Genomic DNA, 25,914 nt, shown 5'->3' with positions numbered 1-25,914 from the left:
ATGAGCACCTCAGACACGAGCGCCGCCGCCGTAAAGACGGTCGTCGCGCCTGCGAGCGCAAGCCGCAGGAGGATCCATCTTTCGCCCTATCTGGCCCTGTTCCCGGCTTTCGCCATCGTGCTTCTGGCCTATGTCGTCACCGTCGTCTGGAACATCTGGATATCGTTTACGGACAGCAAAGTGCTGCCGGTCAACATCTTCGTCGGCACGAAACAGTATGAGCGACTGTTTGCGACAGCGCGCTGGCTGATATCACTACAGAATGTCGTGGTCTTCGGCGTGCTGTTCATTGCCGGTTGTCTGATCCTCGGCTTTCTGCTCGCCGTTGCGCTCGACCAGAAGGTCCGCTTCGAAAATACCTTCCGCACGATCTTTCTCTATCCTTTCGCGATGTCGTTCATCGTTACCGGCCTGGTCTGGCAGTGGATCATGAATCCGACGCTCGGCCTGCAGAAGGTTGCAGACAGCATCGGTTTTACGTGGTTCCGCTTCGACTGGATCGTCCAGAGCGATCTCGCCCTCTACGTCATCGTGCTTGCCGGCATCTGGCAATCGACGGGCCTGGTTATGGCAATCATGCTGGCGGGGTTGCGCGGCGTCGATCGCGAATTGTGGAAGGCGACGCGCATCGACGGCATACCGAGCTGGCGGGTCTATCTCCATATCGTCATCCCGATCCTGCGGCCGACCATCATCACCGCCAGCGTGCTTCTGGCGATCGCGGTCGTCAGGGTCTACGAGCTGGTTCTGGCGACGACAGGCGGCGGCCCTGGCATATCGACCGAAGTGCCCGGGAAATTCATCATGGATTACCTTTTCGGGCGCGGCAATATCGCGCTTGCGACGGGAGCATCGACCGTGATGTTCATCACGGTGGTCATCCTGGTGACGCCGTGGCTCTACTATGAATATTTCCGCGAAAAGCCGAGGGGGAACTGATGACGACGCCATCTTCCGTCACTGGTGCCATGCAGGGTCCGACCGGGCGCAAGCCGCAGCATCTGACCCCAGGACGCATCGGCCTTTACCTTTTTCTCGTCGTCGCGGCACTCTTCTTCCTGCTGCCGCTCTATGTGATGCTTGTCACCTCGTTCAAATCCATGCCGGAGATCCGGCAGGGCAATATCTTCGCCTTTCCGCAGATTTGGACGGTGGACCCCTGGGTGCAGGCGTGGAGTACGGCTTGCACCGGGCTTGAATGCGGCGGCATCAGCGTCGGCTTCTGGAATTCGGTGAAGATCCTCATTCCGAGCATGATCCTGTCGATCCTGATCTCGTCGCTGACCGGCTATGCGCTGTCCTTCTGGCGGGTGAAGGGGGCAAACGTGCTCTTTGCCATCCTGTTGCTCGGCGCCTTCATTCCCTATCAGGTATTCATCTATCCGCTGGTCCTGATTTATCGCGATATCGGCATCTATTCGACGCTGCCCTGCATCATCATCACCCATACGGTGTTCGGCCTGCCGGTTCTGACGCTGCTGTTCCGCAACTATTACTCGAGCCTGCCGATGGAGCTGTTCAAGGCGGCGCGCATCGACGGCGCCGGGCTTTGGCAGATCTTTTTCCTGCTGATGATCCCGATGTCGATCCCGATCCTGGTGGTGGCGGCGATCCTGCAGGTGACCGGCATCTGGAACGACTTCCTCTTCGGCGTGGTTTTCGCCGGCCGGGAAAACTTCCCCATGACCGTGCAGCTCAACAACATCGTCAACTCCACCCAGGGCGAAAAGCTCTACAACGTCAACATGGCGGCAACCATTCTCACCGCCCTGGTGCCGCTGATCGTTTACTTCGGCTCGGGTCGCTGGTTCGTGCGCGGCATTACCGCCGGTGCAGTCAAGGGATAGCTCATGGCCAATGTTTCCATTCGCGAACTTGCAATCGATTTCGGCAGCGTCAACGTCCTGAAGTCGCTCAATCTGGAAATACAGTCCGGCGAATTCATCGTGTTGCTCGGCCCCTCCGGCTGCGGCAAGTCGACCTTGCTCAATGCGATCGCCGGGCTCACCGACATCACCGATGGCCAGATCTGGATCGGCGACAAGAATGTCACCTGGGAAGAGCCGAAGGATCGCGGCATCGGCATGGTGTTTCAATCCTACGCGCTCTATCCGACGATGACGGTGGAGGGGAACCTCTCCTTCGGGCTGCGCATCGCCGGCATGGCGAAGGACGAGATTGCCCAGCGCGTCGACCGCGCCGTGCAGATCCTGCAGATCGACCCTTTGCGCAAACGGCGACCGGGTGAATTGTCCGGAGGGCAGCGCCAGCGCGTCGCCATCGGCCGCGCCCTGGTGCGCGACGTCGACGTCTTCCTGTTCGACGAGCCGCTTTCCAACCTTGACGCCAAGCTCAGGACCGAACTGCGCGTCGAGCTCAAGCGTCTGCATAGCGGCCTTGGCTCCACCATGATCTATGTGACGCACGACCAGATCGAGGCGCTGACGCTCGCCGATCGTATCGCGGTCATGAGCGGTGGCGTCATCCAGCAATTCGCCTCGCCGAAGGAAATCTACCGGCGCCCGGTCAATCGCTTCGTCGCAGGCTTCGTCGGCTCCCCCTCGATGAACTTCCTGTCCGGGCAGTTGACGAGCGATGGTGGCGTGCCGGCCTTCGCATTGCCCGACGGCCGCAAGATCGATCTCAACGGCTACGAATTTTCAGGCACGCCCGGCGACGGCCGCAAGGCGACGCTCGGCGTTCGTCCCGAGCAGATGCAGTTCCAGCCCGCGGGCAGCCGCGTTTCGAACCTGCCCGCGACCTTCACCATCGTCGAGCCCATGGGCTCGGACAATCTGATCTGGGGCCAGGTCGGCAAGGAGACGATGTCCGTGCGGATCGATGCCGACGAGGATGTCGCGCTCGATCGGGAGCAGCCGGTCTATTTCCAGCCGGCGTTGGCGTCGTTGTTCGGCGAAGACGGGCAGCGTCTGTAAAACGTCACTTGCGCCGCGTTCGATGGAGCGCGGCGCAATTTTCAAGCCCTTACCTCGAAGACCATGTTGAACGGCGTTTCGGTTGCCTTGCGGAAATGCGAATAACCGGCATCCATGGCAACCTTCCGCAACTTCATCTCGCCTGCCTGTGCGCCCAAGCCCAGGCCGACTTCCTGCGAAAGCGAGGCCGGCGTGCAGATCATCGTCGATGCGCCGTAAAAGACGCGGCCGACCGGATTGAGATTATCCTTCAGGCAGTCATGCGCAAAGGGCTCGACGATCATCCAGGTCCCGTCGTCGGTGAGGCTTTCCTTGACATGTTTACCCGCACCGACCGGATCGCCCATGTCGTGGAGGCAATCGAACATTGCGACAAGATCATAGCCGGCAGCCGGGAAATCCTTGGCACTTGCCTGCTCGAACGTGATGCGGCCGGCCACACCCGCCTCCTTCGCGGCCGCTTTCGCGCGCTCGATCGAGGGCAGATGATAGTCGAAGCCGAAGAAGGCCGAGTTTGGATAGGCCTGCGCCAACAGGATGGTCGATGCTCCGTGACCACAGCCGACATCGGCGACGGTGGCGCCCGCTTCAAGCTTTTCGTGCACACCGTCCAGCGCGGGTATCCATTCCGTAACGAGATGGCTGTTGTAGCCCGGACGGAAAAACCGCTCCGTGCCGCGGAACAGGCAGGCGCTGTGCTCATGCCAGCCAAGGCCGCTGCCGGTCTTGAAGGCGTTGGTGATCTTCGGCTCGTCGAGCCACATGGATTGGACGACTTCGAAGGCTCCGGTGAAGAAGGCCGGGCTGTTTTCCTCCGCAAACACCATTGCCTGTTCGGGCGTCAGATGGAAACGCTCCGTCCCGTCGTCATAGCTCACATAATCGGCCGCCGCCTGAGCCGACAGCCATTCGCGCACATAGCGCTCTTTCACACCGACTTTGTCGGCCAGTTCGGCCGACGTCATCGGTGTTCCGTCCGCCATGGCCCTGAACAGGCCAAGATGATCCCCGAGTGTTACCAACACGCCCGAGACCGCCGCACCGAGATCGCCCACCAGGCGCCCGACCAGGGCATCGAGTTTCTGCATATCAGGTTCGCGCATGACATCCTCCCATCAGAATTGATGCGGCGTTCCGTCGCGATGTATTCGGATGGGGGGGAAGGATACTCCCGGGCCCGAAGGCGGGCAATTACGTCATCCGGCTGAGCATACCCAGCCGTGCCGTGAAAACGAGTGCAACCTATTGACGCAATTTGCTGTTTTGGAAGTTTGCTGAGTGCTGGGCGCCTTAGCCGGCGCGTGCCAGCTCCTTTTCCAAAACCGACAGCAGGCGTGGATCGTCGGCCGTTACATCAGGCGCAAAACGGGCGGCAACCTTGCCGTCGCGGCCGATCAGGAACTTCTCGAAATTCCAGACGATGCCGCCGTCCTGTCCGGTTTCAAGGCCATGTTTTGCGAGCCGTTCGCGCATCGGGCCGTCTCCGATTGTCTCGACGCCGGAAGCGATAAGGCCGTCATAGAGCGGATGGCGCTCTTCTCCGGTGACGGCGATCTTGGAAAACATCGGGAACTGCACATCGTAGGTAAGCGTGCAGAAGCTCAATATCTCTTCATCGGTGCCCGGTTCCTGCCCCTTGAAATCGTTGGCGGGGAAGCCGGCAATGACGAGACCATCGTCGCGCTTGTCCTCATAGAGCTTTTCCAGCCCCTCGTACTGCACCGTCAGGCCGCATTTGGACGCGACGTTGACGACCATGATGACCTTGCCGCTGTAGTCGGCAAGCGTCGTCTCGCTGCCGTCGATCCTATTGACCGGAATATCGAGAACGCTGTCGGTCATTTCATTCAACTCCAGATGAGGTGGAAACAGGATGCCGATATTTGCCTGGATTTCGATATCGTCAAGGCCGGAAACCGGCTCAGGCGACTTCTTCCATCCGGACCAGATGGCCATTGGACACTTCGCGATACTGTCGGCGCGGCGTGATGTAGCCGACGGGCCGTACCGGGCTCTTCAATTCGTCGACGGCAAGGTTACGTCTGATGCCGCGCCGGGACGGGTCAGGCACCGGCACGGCTGCCATCAGCTTCCTGGTATAGGGATGCTGCGGATTTTCGAACACCGACGCGCGCGGGCCGATTTCGACGATTTCGCCGAGATACATCACCGCGACGCGATGGCTGACCCGCTCGACCACGGCCATGTCGTGCGAGATGAAGAGATAGGAGAGATTGAGGCTTTGCTGCAGATCTATGAGGAGATTGCAGACCTGAGCCTTGATGGACACGTCGAGCGCAGAGACGCTCTCGTCGGCGACGATCACCTTCGGATCAAGCGCGAGCGCACGGGCAATGCAGATACGCTGGCGCTGGCCGCCCGAGAATTCGTGCGGATAGCGGCTCATCATATCCGCCTTCAGGCCGACGCGCGCCAAGAGGTCCGCGGCTTTCTCGCGCGCCTCGCCGCGCGAGCCGAGACGATGCTCGATGAAGGGTTCCGCCACGGCCGCCCCGATCGTCATGCGCGGATTGAGGCTGGCAAACGGGTCCTGGAAGATCATCTGGATGCTGCGGCGCATCCGGCGCAACTCGACCGCATTGAGCTTCATGACGTCATAGCTATCGAGGCGGATTTCGCCCGACCGGGGGTCGATCAGCCGCATGATGGACCGGCCCGTCGTCGACTTGCCGCAACCGGATTCGCCGACCAGCGACAAGGTTTCCCCCTGAGACAGAGCAAAGGAAACGTTTTCGACCGCATGGATGGCGCCGGTCGGCCGACCGAGCAGCCCGCCGCGAAGATCGAAGCGAGCGACAAGATTTTTAACCTCCAGCACCGGCGTCTTGCCGTGATCGACGGTATCCGCCAGCGGTTTCGGTTCGCTGCGTTCGCCGGTATGGATATCGACGCTCGGAAAGCGCAGCGGCTGCGGCTGATCCTTCATCGAACCGAGCCGTGGCACCGCCGACAGCAGCGCACGGGTATAGGGGTGCTGGCCGCGATGAAAAATATCGTCGGTCCTGCCGGTCTCCACGGCCTCGCCGCGATACATGACGATGGTGCGATCGGAAATTTCCGCGACAACGCCCATGTCATGGGTGATGAAGAGGACGGACATGCCTTCCTCTTCCTGCAACACCTTGATGAGATCGAGGATCTGTCCCTGGATGGTCACATCGAGCGCGGTCGTCGGCTCGTCGGCGATCAGCAGTTTCGGGCGGCTGGCAAGCGCCATGGCGATCATCACGCGCTGGCGCATGCCGCCGGAAAACTGGTGCGGATATTCGTCGAAGCGCGAGGATGCGTTGGGGATGCGCACCTTTTCCAGCAGGCGGATCGTTTCCGCCTTCGCGTCGACCCTGGAAAGATTGCCATGGCAGGTCAACGCCTCGGAAATCTGCCGGCCGATGGTGAAGATCGGATTGAGTGATGTCATCGGCTCCTGGAAGATCATCGCGATATCCTTGCCGCGTACCCTGCGCATTTCAGCCTCCGGCAAGGAGAGCAGGTCGCGGCCGTTGAGCCCGATCGAACCCTCGATGCGGCTGCTGGCTCTCGCAAGCAGCCGCATGATCGACAGCGAGGTTACGCTTTTGCCGGAGCCGCTCTCGCCGACGATGGCGACCGTTTCCCCCGGCATGACGTCGAAGGAGATGTCCTTGACGACCGAGCGCCACTCACCATCGACGAGAAACGAGGTGGTCAGATTGGAAACGGAAAGGACAGGCTGCCTGTTCGGGTCGATCGTCTGCGCGGCGTTGGTCGTCATCGGTTCCCCTTACATGATTTTGCGCATTGCTCGGACATCGCTGAGCGCCGTTGATGGTTGCTGGGGGCTCTACCTCCCTATGGCATAGGCCTGCATCAGACGCGGGGTTGCAGCGGCGCGCAAAAGGCCCGATGCATCGCGTCGCGCGGCGGTCAGCCGGCCGACGGTCCATTCCGGCGCGACGGTCAGCTGATGGCCCTTCCTGCGGAGTGCTTCGAGCACAGCGGCGCCGAAATTCGCCTCCGCCGTAAGGCCGCCTGGCTCGCGGGTGCGCGGATAGAACGAGCTCGGGAAATGCGTGCTGTGGAACAACGGCTTGTCGATCGCTTCCTGCAGGTTAAGGCCGTGATGGACATAGCGCAGGAAGAAGGAAAGCTGCCATTGCTCCTGCTGATCGCCGCCGGGCGTGCCGAAAGCGAGCGTCGGGCGCCCTTCATGCAGCGCCAGCGTCGGGGTGAGCGTCGTGCGCGGTCGCTTGCCGGGCGCAAGCGAGGAAGGCAGTCCGGGTTGCAGCCAGAACATCTGGGCGCGGGAGTTCAGGCAGAAACCGAGGCCGGGCACGATGGGGGAGGATTGAAGCCAGCCGCCGGAAGGCGTCACCGACACCATGTTGCCCTCGCGATCGATGACGTCGATATGCACGGTATCGCCGCGCTTCTCGGTAAGATGCGACATTGTCGGCTCATAGACCGCTCCGCTCTTGGCTTCCGGCGCCTCAAGCATCTTCATGGTGAGATCGTACTGGTCCTCGAAGCCGGGCACTTTGCCTGGGCGCAGAGCGAGGGAGGCTTCCGGCGATATCAGCCTGCGGCGTTCGGCGGCGTAGGCGTCCGAGAGCAAGGTGTCGAGCGGTACGGTCGTAAAATTCGGATCGCCATAATAGACCTCCCGATCGGCGAAGGCGAGTTTCATGGCTTCGGTGACGGTATGGACGAAGTCGGTCCCGGCCGGGTCCATGCCAGCGAGATCGAAGCCCTTGAGCAGCGACAGCGTCTGCAGGAACACAGGCCCCTGACCCCACGGGCCGATCTTGGCGACGGTCCAGTCGTGATAATCATAGGTCTGCGGCGCCTCGACCGTGGCCTGCCAGTTGGCCATGTCATCGGCGGTCAGCACCCCCTTGTGGCGCTCGCCGCTCGCATCCATGACGGCTGTCTTGCTGGCATAGCTGTCGATCGCTTCCGCCACAAAGCCGCGATAGTAGGCATCTCGCGCAGCTTCGATCTGCGCTTCGCGGTCGCTCTTGCTTTCCGCCTCGGCGACGACACGCTTCCAGGTTTCGGCGAGCACGGGGTTCCTGAAGTTGGACCAGGGTTCCGGGACGGCCCCGCCGGGAAGCCAGGTCTCGTAGGAGGTCGGCCATTCCTTGCGGTAGAAATCGGCAAGCCCGGCGATGGTGGCCGAGACGCGCGGCAGGACGGGGTGCCCGCTTTCGGCATAGTGGATCGCCGGTTCGAGAACGTCGCGGACGGTCAGCCGGCCGTAGTCGCGCAGCATCAGCATCCAGCCGTCGAAGGCTCCGGGGATGACAGTCGCAAGCAGGCCGTCGCCGGGGATCAGCTTCAGCCCTTCGTTCGTATAGTGCTCGATCGTCGCACCGGCTGGAGCCGGTCCCTGGGCGCAGATCACCTCGACCTTGTCCTTCTTCTTCGAATAGAAGATGGCCGGCATGTCGCCGCCGGGGCCGCAGAGATGCGGCTCGACGATCTGCAGCACGAAGCCGGTCGCCACGGCGGCGTCGAAGGCGTTGCCGCCTTTTTCGAGGATGCTCATGCCGACGGCCGACGCGATCCAGTGCGTCGAGGTGACGACACCGAAGGTGCCGAGGATTTCGGGGCGGGTGGTGAATGCGGTCATTGCGGGCATCCTTTCAGTTTATTCATGCTTCGCGCGGGTCGAGCGCATCGCGCAGACCATCGCCGAGGAGGTTGAAGCCGATAACGACGAGAAAAATGGCGGCGCCCGGCCACATGGCCATCCAGGGCGCCTGTTCGAGATAGTTCTTGGCGACATTGAGCATCGAGCCCCAGCTGGGGGCGGGAGGCTGCTGTCCGAGGCCGAGGAAGGAGAGGCTCGCTTCCGCAATGATCGCGGTTGCGATGGTGAGCGTGGCCTGTACCAGGATGGATGCAAAGACGTTCGGCAGGATGTAGCGGGTGATGATGCTGAAGTGGCGCAGCCCGATCGACCGGGCACCTTCCACATACTCTTCTGTCTTGACCGCCAGCACCTGGCCGCGCGTCAGCCGCACGAAGACCGGCGTCGCCGAAAGCCCGATGGCGATCATGGCATTCGTGAGGCTCGGCCCGAGGAAGGCGGCAAGGGCAATGGCGGTGATCAGGAATGGCATCGCCAGGAAGGCCTCGGTAATGCGCGAGATGATCTGGTCGATCCAGCCACCGTAATAGCCGGAAATCAGGCCAAACGGCACGCCGATCACGACCGCGATGGCGACCGAGAAGATGCCGGCCATAAGCGATGCCTGCGCCCCCCAGATCATGCGAGACAGGATGTCCCTGCCGAGATCATCGGTGCCGAGCCAATGCGCGGCTGATGGCGCCTTGCGGATCGCCGACCAGCTCGTGGCGACCGGATCCGGGATCGGCAGGAGCGGCGCCAGTGCGGCGAGAGCCGTAAAGAAGAGGATGATGGCGAGCCCGACCAATGCCCCCTTGTTGGCCCTGAGCTTCCGCCAGGCGCGACTGGGCGCGCGTTTGGCCGAAGTGCCTGCTGCGGTCGCCTGGACGATCGTGCTCATAGGGCTGCCCTCATGCGCGGATTGAGGAGGACGTAAAGAATATCGGCAATGAGGTTCATGGCGATGAAGCCGATAGCCGTGCAGAGCACGACCCCCTGGACCACCGCATAATCCCGGTTGAAGACCGCGTCGACGATGAGCTTGCCAAAGCCCGGAATGGTAAAGATCTGCTCGGTCAGCACCGCGCCGGCCAGAAGCTCGCCGAAGAGCAGGGCGCTGACGGTGACGACGGGCAGGATGGCGTTGCGAAAGCTATGCTGCAGGACGACGGCCGTTTCCGGAAGGCCCTTGGCGCGGGCCGTGCGGATGTAATCGGCACTGAGCACGCTCAGCATGGAAGAGCGGGTATGACGCATCAGCGTCGCGGCAAGCGCGTTGCCGAGGACGAAGGACGGCATCAGCATGGTCTGGATCGAGCGCCAGGGGTCCTCGAAGAAAGGCTGGTATCCGGAGGCCGGCAGCCAGTGCAGCTTCACCGAGACCAGCAGGATCAGCATGATGCCGAGCCAGAAGTTCGGCACGGACAGGCCGCACAGGGCGACGATGTTGGCCAGAAAATCGATGATGGTGTTCTTCTTCACCGCCGCCAATATGCCCATGGGAATGCCGATCGCGAAAGCGAAGATCATCGACATGACGGCCAGCTGGATCGTCACCGGCAGCTTTTCGGCAACGAGCGTAAGAACAGGCTGATTGGTGCGCAGCGAGACGCCGAGATCACCCTTGGCGACGCCCTGCAGCCAGTAGCCATATTGATAGATGACGGGATCGTTCAGGCGATATTTCTCGCGAAGCAGCTCGAGAACCTGCGGGTCGCGCTCCTCGCCGGCCATGGCCAGAACGGGGTCGCCGGGCAGAAGCTTTTGCAGCGAGAAGACGAAGATCGAAATGATCAGCAGCGTCGGTATGGCGACCAGCAGCCTCTTTCCGATATAGCTATACATGGGCAGATCCTCGGCGCGGTATCGAATACCGGAAGAGCCATGCGGGAGGGAGCCCGCATGGCGTTGCTAGCTCAGCCGCTCTTCTTCACGCCGACAAGACGGATCATGCCGTCAGGCGAGGGCACGAAGCCGGAGACTTTTTTGTTGTAGGCCCAGATCCAGGCCTGGTGCCCGAGAAAGGTGATCGGCAGGTCCTCGTTCAGGATCGCCTCGGCGGCATCGTATTTCTGCTTGCGCACGGCATTGTCCTGCGACTGGCGGGCCTCGAGCAGCAACTTGTCGACGTCGGGATTGCTATATTTGGAATCGTTGAGGCCGGCGCCGGTCGTGACGAACTGCTGGACATTGCCGTCGGGATCGGAGCGTCCGGACCAGTCGGAGCGGCTGAGCTGGTAGTTGCCGCTCGACTGCGCGTCGAGCAGCGTCGCGAACTCGGTTGTTTTCAGCGTCACGTCGAATCCGGCTTCGGCGACCATCGACTGGATGATCTGCATCATCTGCATGGAAACGGGATTGTTGGCGACGGCAAGCTCGACTGGAATGCGATCGAATCCGGCTTCCTTGATCAGCGCCTTGGCTTTGTCGACGTCGCGGGCCGGCACGGGAACATCCTTGTCGAACCAGGGGCTGTTGGGCGCAAACGGCTGGTTGCCGGCAAGTCCGGTGCCGTCGAAGACGATTTGCATGGCGGCCTCACGGTCGATCGCCAGCGAGAATGCCTGACGCAGACGCTTGTCCTTGCCCATCGGATTGTCGGCGCGCGGACCGTTGCCGATATTGGCATAGACGCCGAGCCAGCCGGTGCCGACGGCATCCGCGTAGACGAGATTGGAATCGCTCTTGACCGTGCCCGCATCGGATGCGGCCACGCGCTCGATCATGTCGAGGTCGCCGGAGCGCAGGTTTGCCAGGCGAACCGTCGTATCGGGAATCGGCAGGTAGGTGACCTTGTCGATGAAGATGTTGTCCTTGTTCCAGTAGTCCTGGAATTTCTCCAGTACGATGCGGTCCTGCTGCACGCGCTCGACGAATTTGAACGGACCGGAGCAGACAGGATGATCGCCGAACTTCGCGCCGGCAGCCTTTGCCGCGGTCGGCGAAACCATCATGCCGGAGCGGTCGGAAAGCTGGGCAAGCAGCGTGACGTCTGGCGCCTTCAAGGTAAACGTCACCTGATATTCGCCTGATGCCTCGACCTTCTCGACGGAGGAAAGCTCGCTCTTGCGGCGCGATTCCGGCAGGGTCTGATAGCGCTGGATGTTGTCGACAACCGCTTGCGCGTTGAACGGCGTCTCGTCCTGGAATTTCACGCCCTGGCGCAGTTCCATGATGAGCTGCTTGCCGTCCGCGGACCATTTCCAGGATGTGGCAAGCTGGGGCACGAACTGCAGGTCCGGCGTCACGTCGACGAGCTTGTCGCAGAGCGCGGTATAGACGATGCGACCGACGAAGGTGCGTGATTGCGCCGGATCCAGCGCGTCGGCATCGTCCTGCAGGCCGATCTTGAGTTCGACGGCAAAGGCCGGCAGCGCGATCAGGGCGCCGGCGGCAAGCGATGTCAGGAATCGGGCGATCTTCATTTCGTTCTCCTGTTCATGGTTGTCGTTCACCCGCGTCTTCGACCGTTTTCCTCTCCGGTCGTTATCCGTCGCGGTGTCGTGCCGATGCTCAGCCCGCCTCCCCGGTCAATCGCAGCTGCGGGTTTTGCGCGTCGAGGGACGTGATGCGGACCAGGCTTTCCTGAAGCATCAGAAGGTGTTCGCGCATGGCTTCGGCCGCCTTCATCGGATTGCGCGCGGCAATCGCATCGATGATCGCCATATGCTGGGCGTAAGAGACGGGGCGCGTCTTGTTGATGCTGCGGGCCAATTCGCGAATGGTTTGCCATGCTTCGTCCTGACGGACATGATTGATCACGTCGAAAATGGTCAGAAAGAACTGGTTGCCGGCGCTCTGCGCAATCAGCCGGTGCAGCGCGCCGTCCCAAAGTTCGCGGCTGTCGGCATCATCGCTGGCGGTGATCTTCTTCGCCAGCTCATACATGCGGTCGATGTCGTCGGGCTTGGCGCGCATGGCGGCGAGCTGCGCCAGTTGTGGTTCGATACGCAGCCGGACCTCCATGACCTCCATCAGATCCGTATCGGCGACAAGGGTGCTGACATGCTGGCTCCACTCGTCCGGCCGCTGCCCAACATAGGTTCCGGAGCCCTGACGCCGCCAGACGCGGCCTTCCGCTTCCAGCACCTCCAGCGCGCGCCGGATCGCGCGTCGGCTGACGCCCAGCGTCTCCGAGAGGGCGCGCTCTGTCGGAAGCTTTCCGTCCGCCGGCAGATCGGCGGAGTTCAGAAGCCCCCGGAGCCTTTCCAGGGCATGAACCGAATTCTCCGGAAGGCTGCTGGTTGCCATGGCGAGGGTTGAACCAATTTGGAATTGGTTCAATAGAAATTCAACTCAACTTCGCCGTCAAGCTCTTTTTTGAGCAATTCGAGCAATGCACAATGTTTGTGCGCAATGCGAAAGGCGACCCGCGGAAACGGGTCGCCTGTCTAATATGACGGAACGATTATGTTCGGGCTTTTCGGTGCTTGCCGGGACGGTCAGCGACCGATGGCGCGCGCCGAAAGTGCCGTTATGGGCGTGAAATCGAAATCCTTGTCGAAGGGATAGGTCGGCTTCGTCTTGCGCAGACGCGGCAGCCGCTCGACGAACTGGTCGACGACACCGGGCGACAGCGCCATCAGGTTCGGATTGGCGATCGGCGCCAGTTCCGGCGAGAGGTAGCCGGACTTGACGACGACGATCCGGGCCTTGCGCGGATCGAGCCCGAGACGGGTGAAATCGGCGATATTGTGATAGGGGCGGCGCTTGGCCGACAGCACCAGGTCGATACCGCCGATCGAAACCACGGCCTGCGCATCGCTTGGTTCGGTGACATCGAGCAGATACTTGACGGTAAAATTGCCCTTGACCGGCTGGCTTCCTTTCGTGTCGAGCGATGCGCCGACGGAGAGATCGAGTGTGGCGCCGACGCCTGCCGCATAGCAGGCTTCCGTCGCAGCCCTGTCGGCGATACCGGCGAAGATGACGCCTGCGGCGCCCCTGGCAATCAGTTCCGCCAGCACATCGGCGCGGTCGCCGACGCCGCCACCCGTCGGGTTGTCGCCGGATTCGGCCAGCACCACGGGCGCGGTCTCGCTCGCAATTGCTCTTGCGACGCATTCCCCGATCGAGCCGGTTTCGCAGCCGAAAACGAAATCCTCGCGCACATCCCAATAAGCTCGTGCCAGACGCTTTGCCTCACGCTCGAGCACGGTGCGATCCGTGCCGGTCATGATGGCGGCTGCCGTGGTGCGGGGCTCGTCGGCCCAGACGTAACCGACCATGAGCGACGCATCCCAGACGCCGTCGACGGCATCTATTCCAGGCAGCATGTCGTAGAGGCTCTTTGCCGGCTCGTCGACGGTGCTGGTGCGCTCGCCCGGCAGGACCACCGGGATCGGTGCCCAGAGCAGGATCGGTTTCACGCCGGTCTTCAGGCTTTCCGTCAGCATCCTGACGGCGCGGCGCATGGTCTCCTCGACGTCGATATGCGGCGCGGTGCGATAGGTGGAGTACATGTCGAGCGCATCGATGATGCGTTGGGTGACGTTGCCGTGCAGGTCGTAGCTGGCCGAGACCATGCAGTCTTCGCCGACCATGGCGCGCGCAGCGCTGATCCAGTCGCCTTCGGCGTCCTCCATGCCTTCGACATACATCGCGCCGTGCATGGCGAGATAGAGCCCGTCCAGCGGCAGCAACGGCTTCAGACGCTCCAGGAATTCAGCCTTGAAGGCCTCATATGTATGGCGGGCGACCGGGCCGCCGGCGATGGCTCTGGCATGAATGGTCGGCAGGAACTCACCATCATAATCCCCGAGGAAGGCGAAGTAGGGTGCGGCGGTCAAATCCGCGCCGCGCAGGACACGAAAGTCCTTCTCTTCATTCAGGACGGGATTATAGGTGCTGCATTCGATGTGAATGCCTCCGACTGCGATGCGCATGGGAACCTCAATAGGGAGTGGGACCAATCAGAAAATTATGAGCGGCGATGCTGGCGGCGCCGCGCGCCCAGACATCGCCATCGACGCGCTGTGTGCGGATCGATGTCTGGCCTGCGTAATGCGGCAATACGTTCGCCTCGGCCGCCTGCCGCATGACGGTGCCGAAAAGGCCGTCGAACCGACCTTCGACATGGGTGATCAGGATCAGGCCGGGATCGTTGAACTGGATGAGGTGCGCGATCGCCAGCCCAAGCGCGCTGCCGGCCCGATGCAGGATGCGGATCGCTGCCGCGTTGCCGAGCGACGCTTCCGTTTCCAGATCGTTGAGGCACTGGCATGCGAAGCCGTCGGCTTTCGCCATTTCCTTGATTGCCTTCAGTGACGCCACCGCGTCGAGGCAGCCGCGCTTGCCGCATCGGCATGGCGAACCATTGGGTTCGATAGTGCAATGGGCGATCTCGCCCGCGCCGCCATGGTTGCCGCGATAGAGTTTCCCGCCGACGAAATGGGCGCAGCCGATCCCGTTGTCGAAGGAGACGACGCTGAAATTCTGTACGTCGCGGGCGCTGCCGAACAGTTTTTCGCTGACGGCAACCGCCTTGGCGTCGTTCTCTATGAAGGTGTCGATGCCTGTCTTCTGCCTGACGATGCCGGCAAGCGGCACGTCCTGCCACCCGAGCAGGGTGGATTTGACACAGCTTGCCTGCTGCTCATCGACGAAGCCGGAGAGCGCTATGCCGAGCCCGGAGAACTTCTGTGCGGCGCCGCCACGTTCGGCCAGCAGTTTCGGCAGCGTGCCGGCAATCATGTCCGCAATGGCATCCGGATCGCGCGACAGCGGCATGGTTTGGCGGGCGACGATATTGCCGTTGAAATCACAAAGCACCAGCGGCGCCGGATCCTCCAGCAGCGAAATCCCGACGAAGAAAGCACCCTCCGGATGCAGATCCAGCAGGATCGACGGACGGCCCTGACCGTAGATGGTCTCGGTCTCCCTTAATACGCCGAGGGAAATCAAATCGCGCGCAATCCCGCTCATGGCGGCCTTGCTCAATCCCATGGAAGCGGCCAGAGCAGTCCTGCTGGAAGGCCCCGATTGGCCAATGACGCGCAGAAGCTGCTGCTGGGAAGACGTAAGCAATTCGACGGTCCGCCTGGATTCTTTCCTGTTTTCGCCGACGATAAGTTCGGAAAATGAATAAATCAATGGGTAGTTAATTCATTCGTGACCGTTGCGCAACGTGGCGTCAATCGGTGGCTGGCGCCACCCCACTCGGCCAGTTCGGTTGGATCGAGAGAGGAAGCCTGTGCCTCGTCGCCTCACGACATATGCGATGGTTTTGGAGGTCTCCGGTTCGGACATGGGATGGTGGTTGGGCGGCGCCCCATGTGTGTTCGGCCCTTTAATTGCGACTTTTAGTCAAGCGTCTGTGCGTCCGTGCCTCATGATGATGGTCGGATCCTGCTTCAACATAGGGAAATGAATTCGGCATACCGTCTCCAGCCTAGACAACGAAGTCACTGCAACCACCGTCCCGGCGGGACTTTGCTGGCTGGTCTGGCCTACAAAAAGCGTTTTGATGCTACTTTGCCGGCATTCCATTCAAAGGTCGTACCATCGATCCAAATGCAGCGAAGGATAGAGACTTCTTCAATTCAACGTCCTTGTTCGACCAGCGCGAGCCTTTACCCGGATCATGAATGAGTAGCGGTCTCCGACCAGCCGATTTTTAAGCCGTCGACATCAGCAATGCTGGAGAAGGGCGAAGGGCGGGTTCTCCCTTCCGGCGACCTAAACCTGCGGGACCGTCCTCGACCCCAAATCGGTCATTCCATCGAGGTCCAGCCGAGTATGCTATTAAAAATTCGAGGCAACGGCCTTTTTGTGACCACGGGGTCGTGGGTTCTGATCCCTTCAAGACCTAACGGATCATTGTATATCGCGTTCAGTCACGATGGATCATGATGGTGCGCGCTACGGTGCACACGTCTCTTGCGTCTTTTCCGATTTGATCGAAAGTCCAGCCCTGGCTTAGCCTTTACTATCTCGTTAACCGCCTCTTCGGCTCAATATGTTTTCTTGAGGTCGTGATCTAAATCCTACCGCTCGTACCAATACCGATGTAAATCAATATCTATCAATGTCTTGGCGCGGATAGGCGAATACGAAATAATCCATTGGCTCGGCGATAGCGAAGTTGATCTTGCCCTATGCCGTCAATGGTTCGTCATATCGCATCAGCCGCCCGGCGTTCGCCAGCACCAGCAGGGTGCTGAAATTATGAAGGAGGGCGGCGACAACGGCTCCCGCCGCTCCAAGAAAACCGAAACCCGCCAATACGACGATGGCCACGGTCCAGCCGAGGCCGATGATGATGTTGGTTTTCAATGTCCGGCGGCAAAGCCTGCTGAGGCGGATGCATGTGCCGAGTCGCCGCAGATCGCTGCTGATCAGGATGATGTCCGAGGAGGCGAGCGCGATATCGGCGCCGCCCGCGCCCATGGCAATCCCGACGGCCCCTGCCTTGAGGGCGAGCGAGTCGTTGATCCCGTCGCCGACGACCAGAGGTTTGAAGCCGCTTTTCGTTTCGCTTAGCACGCGTTTCAGCTTGTCTGCGGGCAGGGCCTCGGCCGCGACATCGGGTATGCCGATCTCCCGCGCCAGGGCTTGCGCGACCGATTGACGGTCGCCGGTGAGCAGAAGCTGACGGTTGAGCCCGAGCGTCCGCAACTCCGTCATCGCAACCACCGCCTCCGGTTTGACCGTGTCCGACAGGAGCAGCCAGGCGACAAACTCGTCGCCGATGGAAAGCCCTGCGAGCGGACCGTCATGCGAGGGAACCGGGGGAGCGACGACCGACAGGCGTTCGAACAGTTCGGGGCGCCCAAGGGCCACTTCGCCCGTTGCCGCACTGGCAACGACACCCAGTCCTTGCAGTTCCCTGACGTTTGCCAGCGGATGATAAGCGTCATGGGCGACGAGCGAAGCCAGCGCCCGGCTGACCGGATGGCTGCTGGCAGCACCCAGGGAGGCCGCCAGGGCCAGAACGATTTCCCGGTCCGTATAGCCCGTCAGCCTGATCTCCTGCAGCCGAAGCCGGCCGAAGGTGAGGGTGCCGGTCTTGTCGATGACCAGGGAGCTCAAATCAGCCAGTTCCTCGAGAAATGCCGAGCTGCGGATGAGAATGCCGTGGCGCGCGGCGACCGCGATACCGGCAATCGCCGTTGCCGGTGCGGACAGCACCAGGGCGCAGGGGCAGGCCGCGACCAGGATCGCAAGCATGATCTGGTCATTGTAGGTGAGAAACCAGGCGATGGCCGCGATCGTCAGCACGAAGCCCAGATATTGCTGGGCATAGCGCTCCAGCAGCCGGGTGATCGGTGGTTTCGAGTTTTCCGCACGCTGCATCAGCGCGATGACTTTTCCAAGCGTCGAATCCTCGCCGGTTCGGGTCACCTCGATCTCGAGACGGCCGTCCAGATTGATCGCGCCACCGAAGACCTCCATGCTCGCGGTAACTTCGAGAGGCACGGATTCGCCAGTGATCGGCGCGGTGTCGAGGCTTGCTTGTCCCTGCCTGACACGACCATCGGCGGGAATACAGTCTCCAGCTCTCACCTCCACCAGATCGCCTGGCTTCAGCGTGACATTGTCGACTTCATGGATCTCGCCATCCGGCGTGATCAGCCGTGCGTGGCTACGGGTCAGACGCGCCAGCGCCTCCATCGCTTCTTTCGATCCGATGACGCTACGCTCCTCCAGCACATGGCCGAAAATCATGATGATCGGGAGGAGGGCGGCGGTCAGCAGATCGCCCGTCGCCCAGGCGGCTAACATCGCCAGGGCGATCAACTGATCGGTGATGCCATGCAGGCTTGGATGGCGCAGGCTATGCCAACCGGAGCGAATGACCGGAATGGCAACAATCAGCGAGGCCGCCGCCAGCAGAAGCTGGCTCACACCCTCTTCGTCCGGCGCAAGCCAGCGCCAGGCAATGCCGAGCGCGAGCAGGCTCAAGGCGATCATGGCGAGGGTCAGCTGAACGGCCGCCGCCTGCTTTTCGTTGGCCGTCAGCAGGCCAGCACTGAGTAGATGGCCATGATGATGCGCGTGGCCCTGGGAGCCGTGGGAATGATCGGTTGCGACGCTCATTTGTCGGTTCCCTGCAGGATGAGGCGTGCATCGTCCCTGGGGTCGACCGTGACCACCGAGCCTGCTTGCGACAGGATTTTGGCAACGCGATCGCGATAGAGGCGCCAGAGAAGGCCGGGGTCGTTATCGGGACCTTGTGCGCTTGCAAAGCCGGTGACGGTGGCCGTGTCGGCGCGCGCCTTTGCCAGACGTTCGCTGGATTGAGCTTCCGCCACCTGCACGATCCGGTCGGCTTCCTGATCGGCAGCTTGCTTGTCCTTCTCCGCATCGTTTTGTGCTGACGCAATCGCCTGCTCTGCCTGCTGGCTCGCCGTCAGCACTCCGTCGAAAGCGCTAACGGCTGCTGTCGGAAGTGCGGATTGAACGTCGGCACGGTCGATCTCGACCCCGAGACCCATGCCCTTCGATTTCAACGAGATCAGGCTGGTGTTGATGCTGTTTACCAGGTCGGCCCGCAATCGCTCGCGGCGCTCGGCGACATCGCTGTCGGCGGAAACAAGTTCCGGGCGGGCGACCAGAATGCTGTCCAGGTCTCGCGAGGCGCAGATCACAACAGCGTTGCGGGTGACGAGGCGGTCGAGCGCCGGCAGAACATGGTCCTCTTGCAGGGCATAGGCGAGGGGATCGGTCACCCTGTAAAAGACACGGATGTCGAGTTGAACGACACTCGCGTCGGCGGTCAGCAGATATCCCGATCCCGCCAGTGTGTCGCTCTCCGTTGCCGCGTTGACCTCACCGCTCTGAGCCGCTGGAGAGCGAAGCAATCCATCGATCCGGCGTTCCAAAACCGTCGCGGCGGCGGGCAGAAGCAGGACCTTTTCGAAAGGCGCGGGTAGGGCCCACAGCAGGCCGGACTCCTGCACCCGGTTCAAGGCTCCCAGACGAAAGACGACGGCCCGATTTTGTGGTGCGATCTCCCTGATATTCGATGTTGCCCAGCCCACGGCCGCAAACACCATGATCCCAGACAGCAGCATGGACACCAGACGAACAGCCTGATGCTGCGCTGTCGAATTCCTATCCCCGACCGCACCCATCTCTAGTGTGCTCCGCCTACCGACGCGGCGCTGGGCGGACCATCGATCAAGGCCCGGAAAGGTGCTGCATCGGTGCGCAGGATGAGGCGCGTGTTGGAATTGACGATGGTGCCGAGCGTGTCGAGGGAGCGGAGCAGTTCGTAAAGCTCAGGCGCGCTTTTATAAGCCGTTCCATAGATCTTCGCCGCCTCGACGCGGGATTTCGCCTCTATATCGGCGGCCTTCACGGTCGCGTCCGCCTGCAGCACTCTCGCGTCGCGTTCCGCTGCCGAGCGGATTTCCGCCGCCTGGCGTTTGCCGATCGCCGCACGTTCGGTGGCGATCGTCTCACGCTCGGCCCGCATGCGGTCGACGGTCGCGTTCAGCGTCACCGAAGGCAGGGTCAGGCGCTCGATGCCGACATCAACAACCTGTAAGCCGTAGGTATCGAACAATTGCTGTGCGATCTGCACTTTGAGCTGGGCTTCGAGGGCATCGATCTGCAGTTTGGTCGGATCGGGATTGATCAGTGACGACAGGTCGAAATTGCTGGCCGTGGTCTCCAGCGACGAGCCGAGGAATGTGCGGATTTGCGCTGCCGCCTGGTCCGGCTGGTTCTGAACCGACCGCACGAAGCGCTTGATCGCCTCTGGATCCGGCGGAACCTGCCAGATCGCGTAGGCCTGTGCGATGATCCGCAGCCCATCCTTGGTTCCGACATCCTGCAGGCCGCTGGAGGTCGATTTGGCACGCAGATCGACGTCGATGGTCTTTTCCAGGGGAATGGGAAGCCGGAAGGCGAGACCGGGGTCGATCAGAACGCGCGCCGGATTGCCAAACCTGGTGATGATGGTCGCTGACCCCGACCTTACCTGGACGAGACAGGCGGCGACCAGAATGATAGCGACGACGATCATCGCAACGACCAGACGGGACCACCGAAAGGGCATTGCTTCCTTGTGATCATCGTCGTGATTATGATGATGATCGTGCTCGTGATGGTCCGATCCCGAATGGGCGTGCGTGTCAGTCATGGGCCGGTTTCTTCGCTTTGGTATGGGATGTCAGGCTTGGCACTTGTGTCCGGATCCACCAGTGGCATCATGCTGCGGAGATCGAGGGTCGGAGCGATGCTTCCGCCGATACGGTGATCGAGGACGAGAGCCTTCGAGTGGGAGAGCCCCATCGTCAGTTGACTGAAGTATTCCTCGGTCAGAAACGCTTGCCCCGCTTCGTGGAAGGCCGATTGCTCGGCCTGAAAACGCAACTCTGCGACCTCCGAGGCTGCGACACCTTCCCTTGCGGTTGCCGTCGCATTGTTCTGTGCGAGGCTGGCATTCAATTGCGCCTCATTCGTCTGTTCGGCGGCCGTTCCCCGCTCGCGCGCAACCAGCGCCTCCGCGCTGATCTGTGCCGCCTGGACCCCGTGAAAGGCATTGGCCGCGCCGGCGGGTGGGTGGATGGCCTCGACGACGACAGCCAGGATTTCGACGCCGCTGTTTTGCTCATCCATGTTTTTCTGGAGTGCCGAGGCGATATCGTTCGCCAGCGACAAACGGCCTTCGCTCAAGACATCAGTCAGTGTTCTTCTGGCAAAATCATGCACCAAGACGCGGTTTGCCGTGCTTTCGATCAAGGCTGGCAGATCGGCGACCCGATAGGCCGCCTGCATCGCCGCCTGGTCCGAAAGGCCGATGCGGTAGACGAAGCGCACGTCCATGTTGACGATCTGAAAGCTTTGCCCACCGCCGGTGCCACTGGCAATAAGCTGTGATTTCTCGCTGATGTGCGAGGCATCCCACAGTCGGTTTGCACTTTCGGGCGCGGGGCCCTCGGCATCGGCTAGCGGTTCGTCACTGTCGTTTGTGCTGACGGCGGTTGCCAGCTCGTGCACACTGCCGTTCTCAATGGGAATGACGCGGCCAAACGGCCAAGGAAGGCCGATGTGCAGACCGGAATGCAAGATAGCCTGGGCCCTGCCGAACCGTTCGTATACGCCCCGGCCGGTCATTGGAATTTCGCGCACGCCACTCAACAGCCAGCCCAGAAGGAGCGTTCCGAAAATGATGGCCGGAGCGGTCTTTCGAATGAACGAAAAGGCCCATATCTGGCGGAGATCAATGCCATGCCTGGTCCGTAGCTCCAATTGAATGCTGACCAGTGGCTGGGGCGGCCACTGAAGAGCGCCGGCGACAAGGCTTGTGGCGATCAGTGCCGGCTCGCGCCCGTCGTTTTGTGGGCGAAACATGGAGGCGAGCGCGCGCAACAGGAACTCAAGCCCGACAAGTGCGACAAAGCCTCCGAGCGCCGCCAGGAGCTTGATGGAGAGCCCGGATCCGCGCGTGCTCAGGAACAGGCAGAAGCAAGACAGGACGAGCACGAAAATCGGCACGCGCGCCAATTGCGAAATCGCTTTTGCCTCGGGCCATTCCGCCGCATCAATCGCGGCCAGCCGTCGTTCCGTCACAAGCAAAAGAAAGGCGAAAGCCAGACAGGCCGCAATGATGAGGAGGGACGGCGTTCCGATTACTGTGCTATCCGCCCTCAATGTCCAGCCGGCGTAGACGATCAAGCATGCGAGCATGGATAGACTGGCGACCCAGAGCGGGCGAGCTCCGATCCGCAACAGAAGCGATCGCCCGGCGAAGAAAGCGCTTCCCGTCCATCGATCGATCCGATCCGGTCCTTCCGTCGGCTGCTGCGACCACGGCGACGTCACGAAAGCAATGAGCGATTGCGCGGGTTTCCCGAGCCGAATATCCGCTAGACCGGCTTTCTTTCGACGCCACTCTGCAACGTCGTAGGCAGATCGAAGCCCGGCGTCATACAAGATAAGTGCGGCGGCGTTATTGCAAAAGAGAGCCACCCAAATTGGGCTCAGGCCGAATGTACTTGCAATCATGGCAAAGAGCAAAAGCAGGGTCGCGAAGATTGAAACGCTGAAGCCCTGGCTTGCAAGATCATGGGCTTGGACCGCGGCAAGCTGGAAGTCTGCTCGGTTTTTGATCTCGGCAAGCTGCTGCGTATCGTCGGAACTCGTTTTCGGCATTCCCATACTTCACGCGCTCTTCCGCGCCGCATTAGAGAAAGGTTTTCTATCTATTTCGCCAGCACCGCGATCATTTGGCTGGAGGGATACGTTATTACGTATCGTCGTCTTATCTGCAAGGCTTGGCCTTGATCAAGAAAAACCGGGTGATCGGCATCATTTATGCCGCGTAGCCTTGGAAACAGATACAGTTTAGCGAGGCCGAGCTTGGTCGCCGTCCTGAAGTCGATGCACGCATTTTAAACAGCGCCAGCGGATGACCCCGTGATCACGCGTATCCTTCACGAGCCTGAAATCCAATTTGGTGGATGGATGGTTCAAACCCCATCAAGACCGCCGGTCAGGCAATGGCAGATGGGCGGATCACATCTCTGGAAGAGCGTTGTTTCTTGCGCTTCCGCTATATTCATCAATGAGAAATGGGTTGTCGACTTGCGGCCAGTAGGGCTTGCGCAGCCTGGTGAAGGGAATTTTTTCGTAATTGGGTTGGGTTGCACCGGGTGGTGCGCAAAACAGGATACGCCCGGCGATCGGGGCGAAGCCCGCCTGAAAATGATAGTTCGACTTGACGACGACAATTTTCCTGTCCGCCGGATCGAGGCCGAGTGCAACCATGAACTCCGGATGAAAGACCTGGGTCCTTTGGGTGTTGATGATCAGGTCCACGCCGTCGGCGCTAACCCATGCGGCATCGCCGAGCGTGCAGGGCATGCCGCCATAGGTCTGCGTCAATCCGAAGCCAATGGCCTTGACCACGACATCCAGATCGATGGGATCGCCCGAGAAGGGGCCGCATTTGCCACCGACCCTCAGCTTTATCTCCGCTCCAACGCCTGCTTCCGCACAGAAACGGAATGCGATCGGGTCCCAATACATGGCGCTGACGACATCCTTGATACCGCGCTCGAGAATCCGGCGGAGGATGAACGTCGAATCGCCTGGAGCACCGCCGCCGGCATTGTCCGAGGTGTCGGCAATGACGATCGGGCCGTCCGTTTCGGCAAGGGCCGCATCAAGCGCCTGATCGATCGTCAATGCTCCGCGCCCAAGCTGATCGCGCATGGAGAAAAACTCGAGGCCCAAATCCTTGGCGATGCCGGTTGCACGATCCGCATCGCCATCGGTAACGACAAGCATTTTCGCGCCGACATCGGCGACATCGCCATGCGGAAAGCCGTGGCAGAGCGATACCGCAAGAATGCCGTCCTTGCCTTCCATCGCCTTCATGCGGTCGACGAAACCGCGCATCGGCTCTTCCTGCACGCGAAACGTCGCGATCATCCGGCAATCGAAGACGCCCAAGCGGGGTCTGATTTCTTTCCTGGCTGTTGCGACAAACAGGTCATAGAGCTCACCTGCCACTTCCATGATGTCGGTGTGGGGGTATTCCTTGTACGCCTTGATCAGGTCGGCGTTATAGAGCATATCGTCCGTCAGATGGCAGTGGAGATCGAGTTCCACCGCAATCGGCACGCCCTCTCCGACGATCGCCCGCACCCTGGAGAGCAGATCGCCTTCCGTGTCGTCGTAGCCCTGCGCGACGAAAGCGCCGTGCAGGGCGAACATGACACCGTCAACGGGCAGGGCGTTGCGCAAATCCGCGAGGATCTCATCGCGGAAATCCTCGTAAACCTTGCGAACGGTCGTGCCGCCTGGCTCGGCATTGACGCACAGGCTCTCGATGATCGTGTGGCCATCTGCCTCGCCCTTCTGCCGCCAGACATAGAGCTGGCAGGACGGTTCGTTGAGCGGACGGCTGGTCGCATCGCCATGCGCGATGCCGACATCGTCAAAGCTTCGATAGCCGGTCGGGATCGGAACGAACGTATTGGTTTCGGTGTCCATGCCAGCAATGAAGATCCGCATCACGTCTCCGATTTGCAAAAGGTATTTGAAGAGAAGCTCCGGCGATCGCGCTTTCCTAGAGCAATTTGCCTCTGGCATCGATCGGGTATGTTGTGAAGCCCCCATCGCTGTTTCGCATGACGAAACTGTCGGAAAGCGCGACGACGGCGCATGAGTGATTGGGAAAAACCCGCACCCGGCTTCCGACCGAAAGTGTCCGGCCTTCGAGCGGCAGGAAACCATGCTCCTCGGAGAGCTTCGCGACGCTGAAGGAAGAAGACTTGCCGCTATCCTCGATCCTGATCGCCCGCCCATAACCGCCGCCGCCCGTGCCATGCGGGCCATGATCGGAGCTCAGCGTCTTTGAACCGGCGTCGATGATCGCATAGGTGTCGTTCGTCGCGACGACCGTGGCGACGACCGACAGCGCCAGATCATCGGCGGAAGCAATGCCGAGTCGTACAGCCGTCAGATCGAGAAAGGCGTAATTTCCCGGGCGGATCTCGTCGGTCGCCGGCGTAATCGGGGCACCGAGCGCCGTCGGCGTGGAGCCGGTTGAAACACTAAGATTTGCAACTCCTGACGCCTCCAGCCGCTGGCGCAGCCCAAGGAGATTGATTCCCTCGGCGATCGCGATCTCCTCGATCGCTTCCAGGCTGTTCGCGCCGTAGGAATGTCCGGCATGCGACAGCAGTCCGGCGAATTTGAGCCCTTTCGCCAAGATAATTTCCTGTGCGACCTGCAAGGCCATCGCGCTCTGCGGTTTCACGCCGACACGGCCCAGTCCGACATCCACCTTCATGAACACCGGCAGACGCATCTCAGCCGTGGCCGCGGCTTCGTTCAATGCCTTGACCCCGGCTGTATCGCCGGCAATGAAAGCGACGCGCGCATTGGCGTCTTTCGCCAGTTGCAGCAGGGGCCCTATGGTGTCGGCGTGGATCACCGGATAGGCCATCAGCACATCCTTGAAGCCGGCTTGCAGAAAAACCTCTGCTTCGCTCGCTTTCGACGCGGTCAGTCCGGCTGCGCCGGCCTCGACCTGGCGGCGGGCAATTTCGATGCTCTTGTGGGTCTTGATGTGTGGCCGCAGGCGCACGCCCGCCTTCTCGGCGATCGACTGCATTTTCGCGATGTTGCGGTTCAGTCGAAATTCATCCACTTCGATGAACGGGGTCGCGCGTTCAGCCGGCAAGGGTCGCGCGAAGCCAGGTTCGGGAGCGTTGAAAGAATTGAAGACTTCATTCGGCATGAAATTCGAACCCGGCATTGTCAATCGCGACGGCCGCCAGAGGCGAACCGCCTGTTCAAATCGAAGAGGTTGGTACCCTGATCGCCCGGATGCGTTTTCCGTGGAAACACCATTGCCCCGCGCCAAGGCTTGCGACGGAAATTGCGACG

The 25,914-nt window shown here is 61.1% G+C and carries 19 protein-coding genes; 3 read left to right on the top strand and 16 right to left on the bottom strand.

The features are described 5' to 3' along the window. Genes ACQZ6J_RS21055 through ACQZ6J_RS21045 form a run of 3 tightly spaced genes read left to right on the top strand, consistent with a single transcriptional unit; the run spans position 1 to position 2,936 of the window. The gene (locus ACQZ6J_RS21055; RefSeq protein WP_163993508.1) at positions 1–939 is read left to right on the top strand and encodes a carbohydrate ABC transporter permease; all 939 of its coding nucleotides are present in this window, start codon (positions 1–3) and stop codon (positions 937–939) included. Then, positions 939–1,847 carry a carbohydrate ABC transporter permease gene (locus ACQZ6J_RS21050; RefSeq protein WP_449085482.1) on the top strand — a complete coding sequence of 303 codons (909 nt, stop codon included), beginning with the start codon at positions 939–941 and terminating at the stop codon, positions 1,845–1,847. The genes ACQZ6J_RS21055 and ACQZ6J_RS21050 overlap by 1 nt, the downstream gene beginning before the upstream one ends. Positions 1,848–1,850: 3 nt before the next feature. Then, complete coding sequence (locus tag ACQZ6J_RS21045) at positions 1,851–2,936, top strand: ABC transporter ATP-binding protein (protein ID WP_163993511.1); 1,086 nt, start codon at positions 1,851–1,853, stop codon at positions 2,934–2,936. A gap of 41 nt (positions 2,937–2,977) precedes the next feature. Here the strand turns inward: ACQZ6J_RS21045 and ACQZ6J_RS21040 are convergent, their stop codons facing one another. From ACQZ6J_RS21040 to ACQZ6J_RS20965, 16 genes are all read right to left on the bottom strand, one after another. Then, on the bottom strand, positions 2,978–4,039 hold the full coding sequence (locus tag ACQZ6J_RS21040; protein WP_449085481.1) for a class I SAM-dependent methyltransferase: 1,062 nt from the start codon (positions 4,037–4,039) through the stop codon (positions 2,978–2,980). 187 nt (positions 4,040–4,226) lie between these two features. Next, on the bottom strand, positions 4,227–4,778 hold the full coding sequence (locus tag ACQZ6J_RS21035; protein ID WP_163993609.1) for a glutathione peroxidase: 552 nt from the start codon (positions 4,776–4,778) through the stop codon (positions 4,227–4,229). Positions 4,779–4,857: 79 nt separating this feature from the next. Beyond that, positions 4,858–6,708, bottom strand: a complete 1,851-nt coding sequence (locus tag ACQZ6J_RS21030) for an ABC transporter ATP-binding protein (RefSeq protein ID WP_449085480.1) — start codon at positions 6,706–6,708, stop codon at positions 4,858–4,860. 69 nt (positions 6,709–6,777) lie between these two features. Further along, positions 6,778–8,565, bottom strand: coding sequence for a gamma-glutamyltransferase family protein (locus tag ACQZ6J_RS21025; protein ID WP_449085479.1), 1,788 nt, complete (start codon positions 8,563–8,565; stop codon positions 6,778–6,780). Positions 8,566–8,587: 22 nt separating this feature from the next. After that, complete coding sequence (locus ACQZ6J_RS21020; protein WP_449085478.1) at positions 8,588–9,466, bottom strand: ABC transporter permease; 879 nt, start codon at positions 9,464–9,466, stop codon at positions 8,588–8,590. Further along, entirely contained in the window at positions 9,463–10,410 is a 948-nt protein-coding gene (locus ACQZ6J_RS21015; RefSeq protein WP_163993519.1) for an ABC transporter permease, read from the bottom strand. Before ACQZ6J_RS21015 ends, ACQZ6J_RS21020 begins: the two co-directional genes overlap by 4 nt. 71 nt (positions 10,411–10,481) lie before the next feature. After that, positions 10,482–11,990 carry an ABC transporter substrate-binding protein gene (locus ACQZ6J_RS21010; protein WP_449085477.1) on the bottom strand — a complete coding sequence of 503 codons (1,509 nt, stop codon included), beginning with the start codon at positions 11,988–11,990 and terminating at the stop codon, positions 10,482–10,484. An 88-nt stretch (positions 11,991–12,078) separates the two neighbouring features. Further along, the gene (locus ACQZ6J_RS21005) at positions 12,079–12,816 is read right to left on the bottom strand and encodes a FadR/GntR family transcriptional regulator (protein WP_163993523.1); all 738 of its coding nucleotides are present in this window, start codon (positions 12,814–12,816) and stop codon (positions 12,079–12,081) included. A gap of 191 nt (positions 12,817–13,007) precedes the next feature. Next, positions 13,008–14,450: a M81 family metallopeptidase gene (locus tag ACQZ6J_RS21000; protein ID WP_449085476.1), complete on the bottom strand. Its 1,443-nt coding sequence runs from the start codon at positions 14,448–14,450 to the stop codon at positions 13,008–13,010. A 7-nt stretch (positions 14,451–14,457) separates the two neighbouring features. Then, positions 14,458–15,591, bottom strand: a complete 1,134-nt coding sequence (locus ACQZ6J_RS20995; protein ID WP_449085475.1) for an ROK family protein — start codon at positions 15,589–15,591, stop codon at positions 14,458–14,460. 1,068 nt (positions 15,592–16,659) lie between these two features. Next, a complete protein-coding gene (locus tag ACQZ6J_RS20990; RefSeq protein WP_449085474.1) occupies positions 16,660–18,603 on the bottom strand; it encodes a heavy metal translocating P-type ATPase in 1,944 nt (647 codons plus the stop codon). Further along, the gene (gene hflK / locus ACQZ6J_RS20985) at positions 18,600–19,640 is read right to left on the bottom strand and encodes a protease modulator HflK (protein WP_449085473.1); all 1,041 of its coding nucleotides are present in this window, start codon (positions 19,638–19,640) and stop codon (positions 18,600–18,602) included. Before hflK (ACQZ6J_RS20985) ends, ACQZ6J_RS20990 begins: the two co-directional genes overlap by 4 nt. Positions 19,641–19,642: 2 nt before the next feature. Further along, complete coding sequence (gene hflC, locus ACQZ6J_RS20980) at positions 19,643–20,653, bottom strand: protease modulator HflC (protein WP_449085472.1); 1,011 nt, start codon at positions 20,651–20,653, stop codon at positions 19,643–19,645. Next, positions 20,650–22,674, bottom strand: coding sequence for a protease modulator HflK (gene hflK, locus ACQZ6J_RS20975; RefSeq protein WP_449085471.1), 2,025 nt, complete (start codon positions 22,672–22,674; stop codon positions 20,650–20,652). Before hflK (ACQZ6J_RS20975) ends, hflC begins: the two co-directional genes overlap by 4 nt. 357 nt (positions 22,675–23,031) lie before the next feature. Continuing rightward, entirely contained in the window at positions 23,032–24,534 is a 1,503-nt protein-coding gene (locus ACQZ6J_RS20970) for a M81 family metallopeptidase (protein ID WP_449085470.1), read from the bottom strand. Between the two features lie 55 nt (positions 24,535–24,589). Continuing rightward, positions 24,590–25,765, bottom strand: a complete 1,176-nt coding sequence (locus ACQZ6J_RS20965) for an alanine racemase (protein ID WP_449085469.1) — start codon at positions 25,763–25,765, stop codon at positions 24,590–24,592. Between the last annotated feature and the right edge of the window lie 149 nt (positions 25,766–25,914).

Source organism: Rhizobium sp. A37_96, assembly GCF_053521765.1.
The sequence above is the reverse complement of the archived record's forward strand: the minus strand, read 5'-3'. Positions and strand labels throughout refer to the sequence as shown.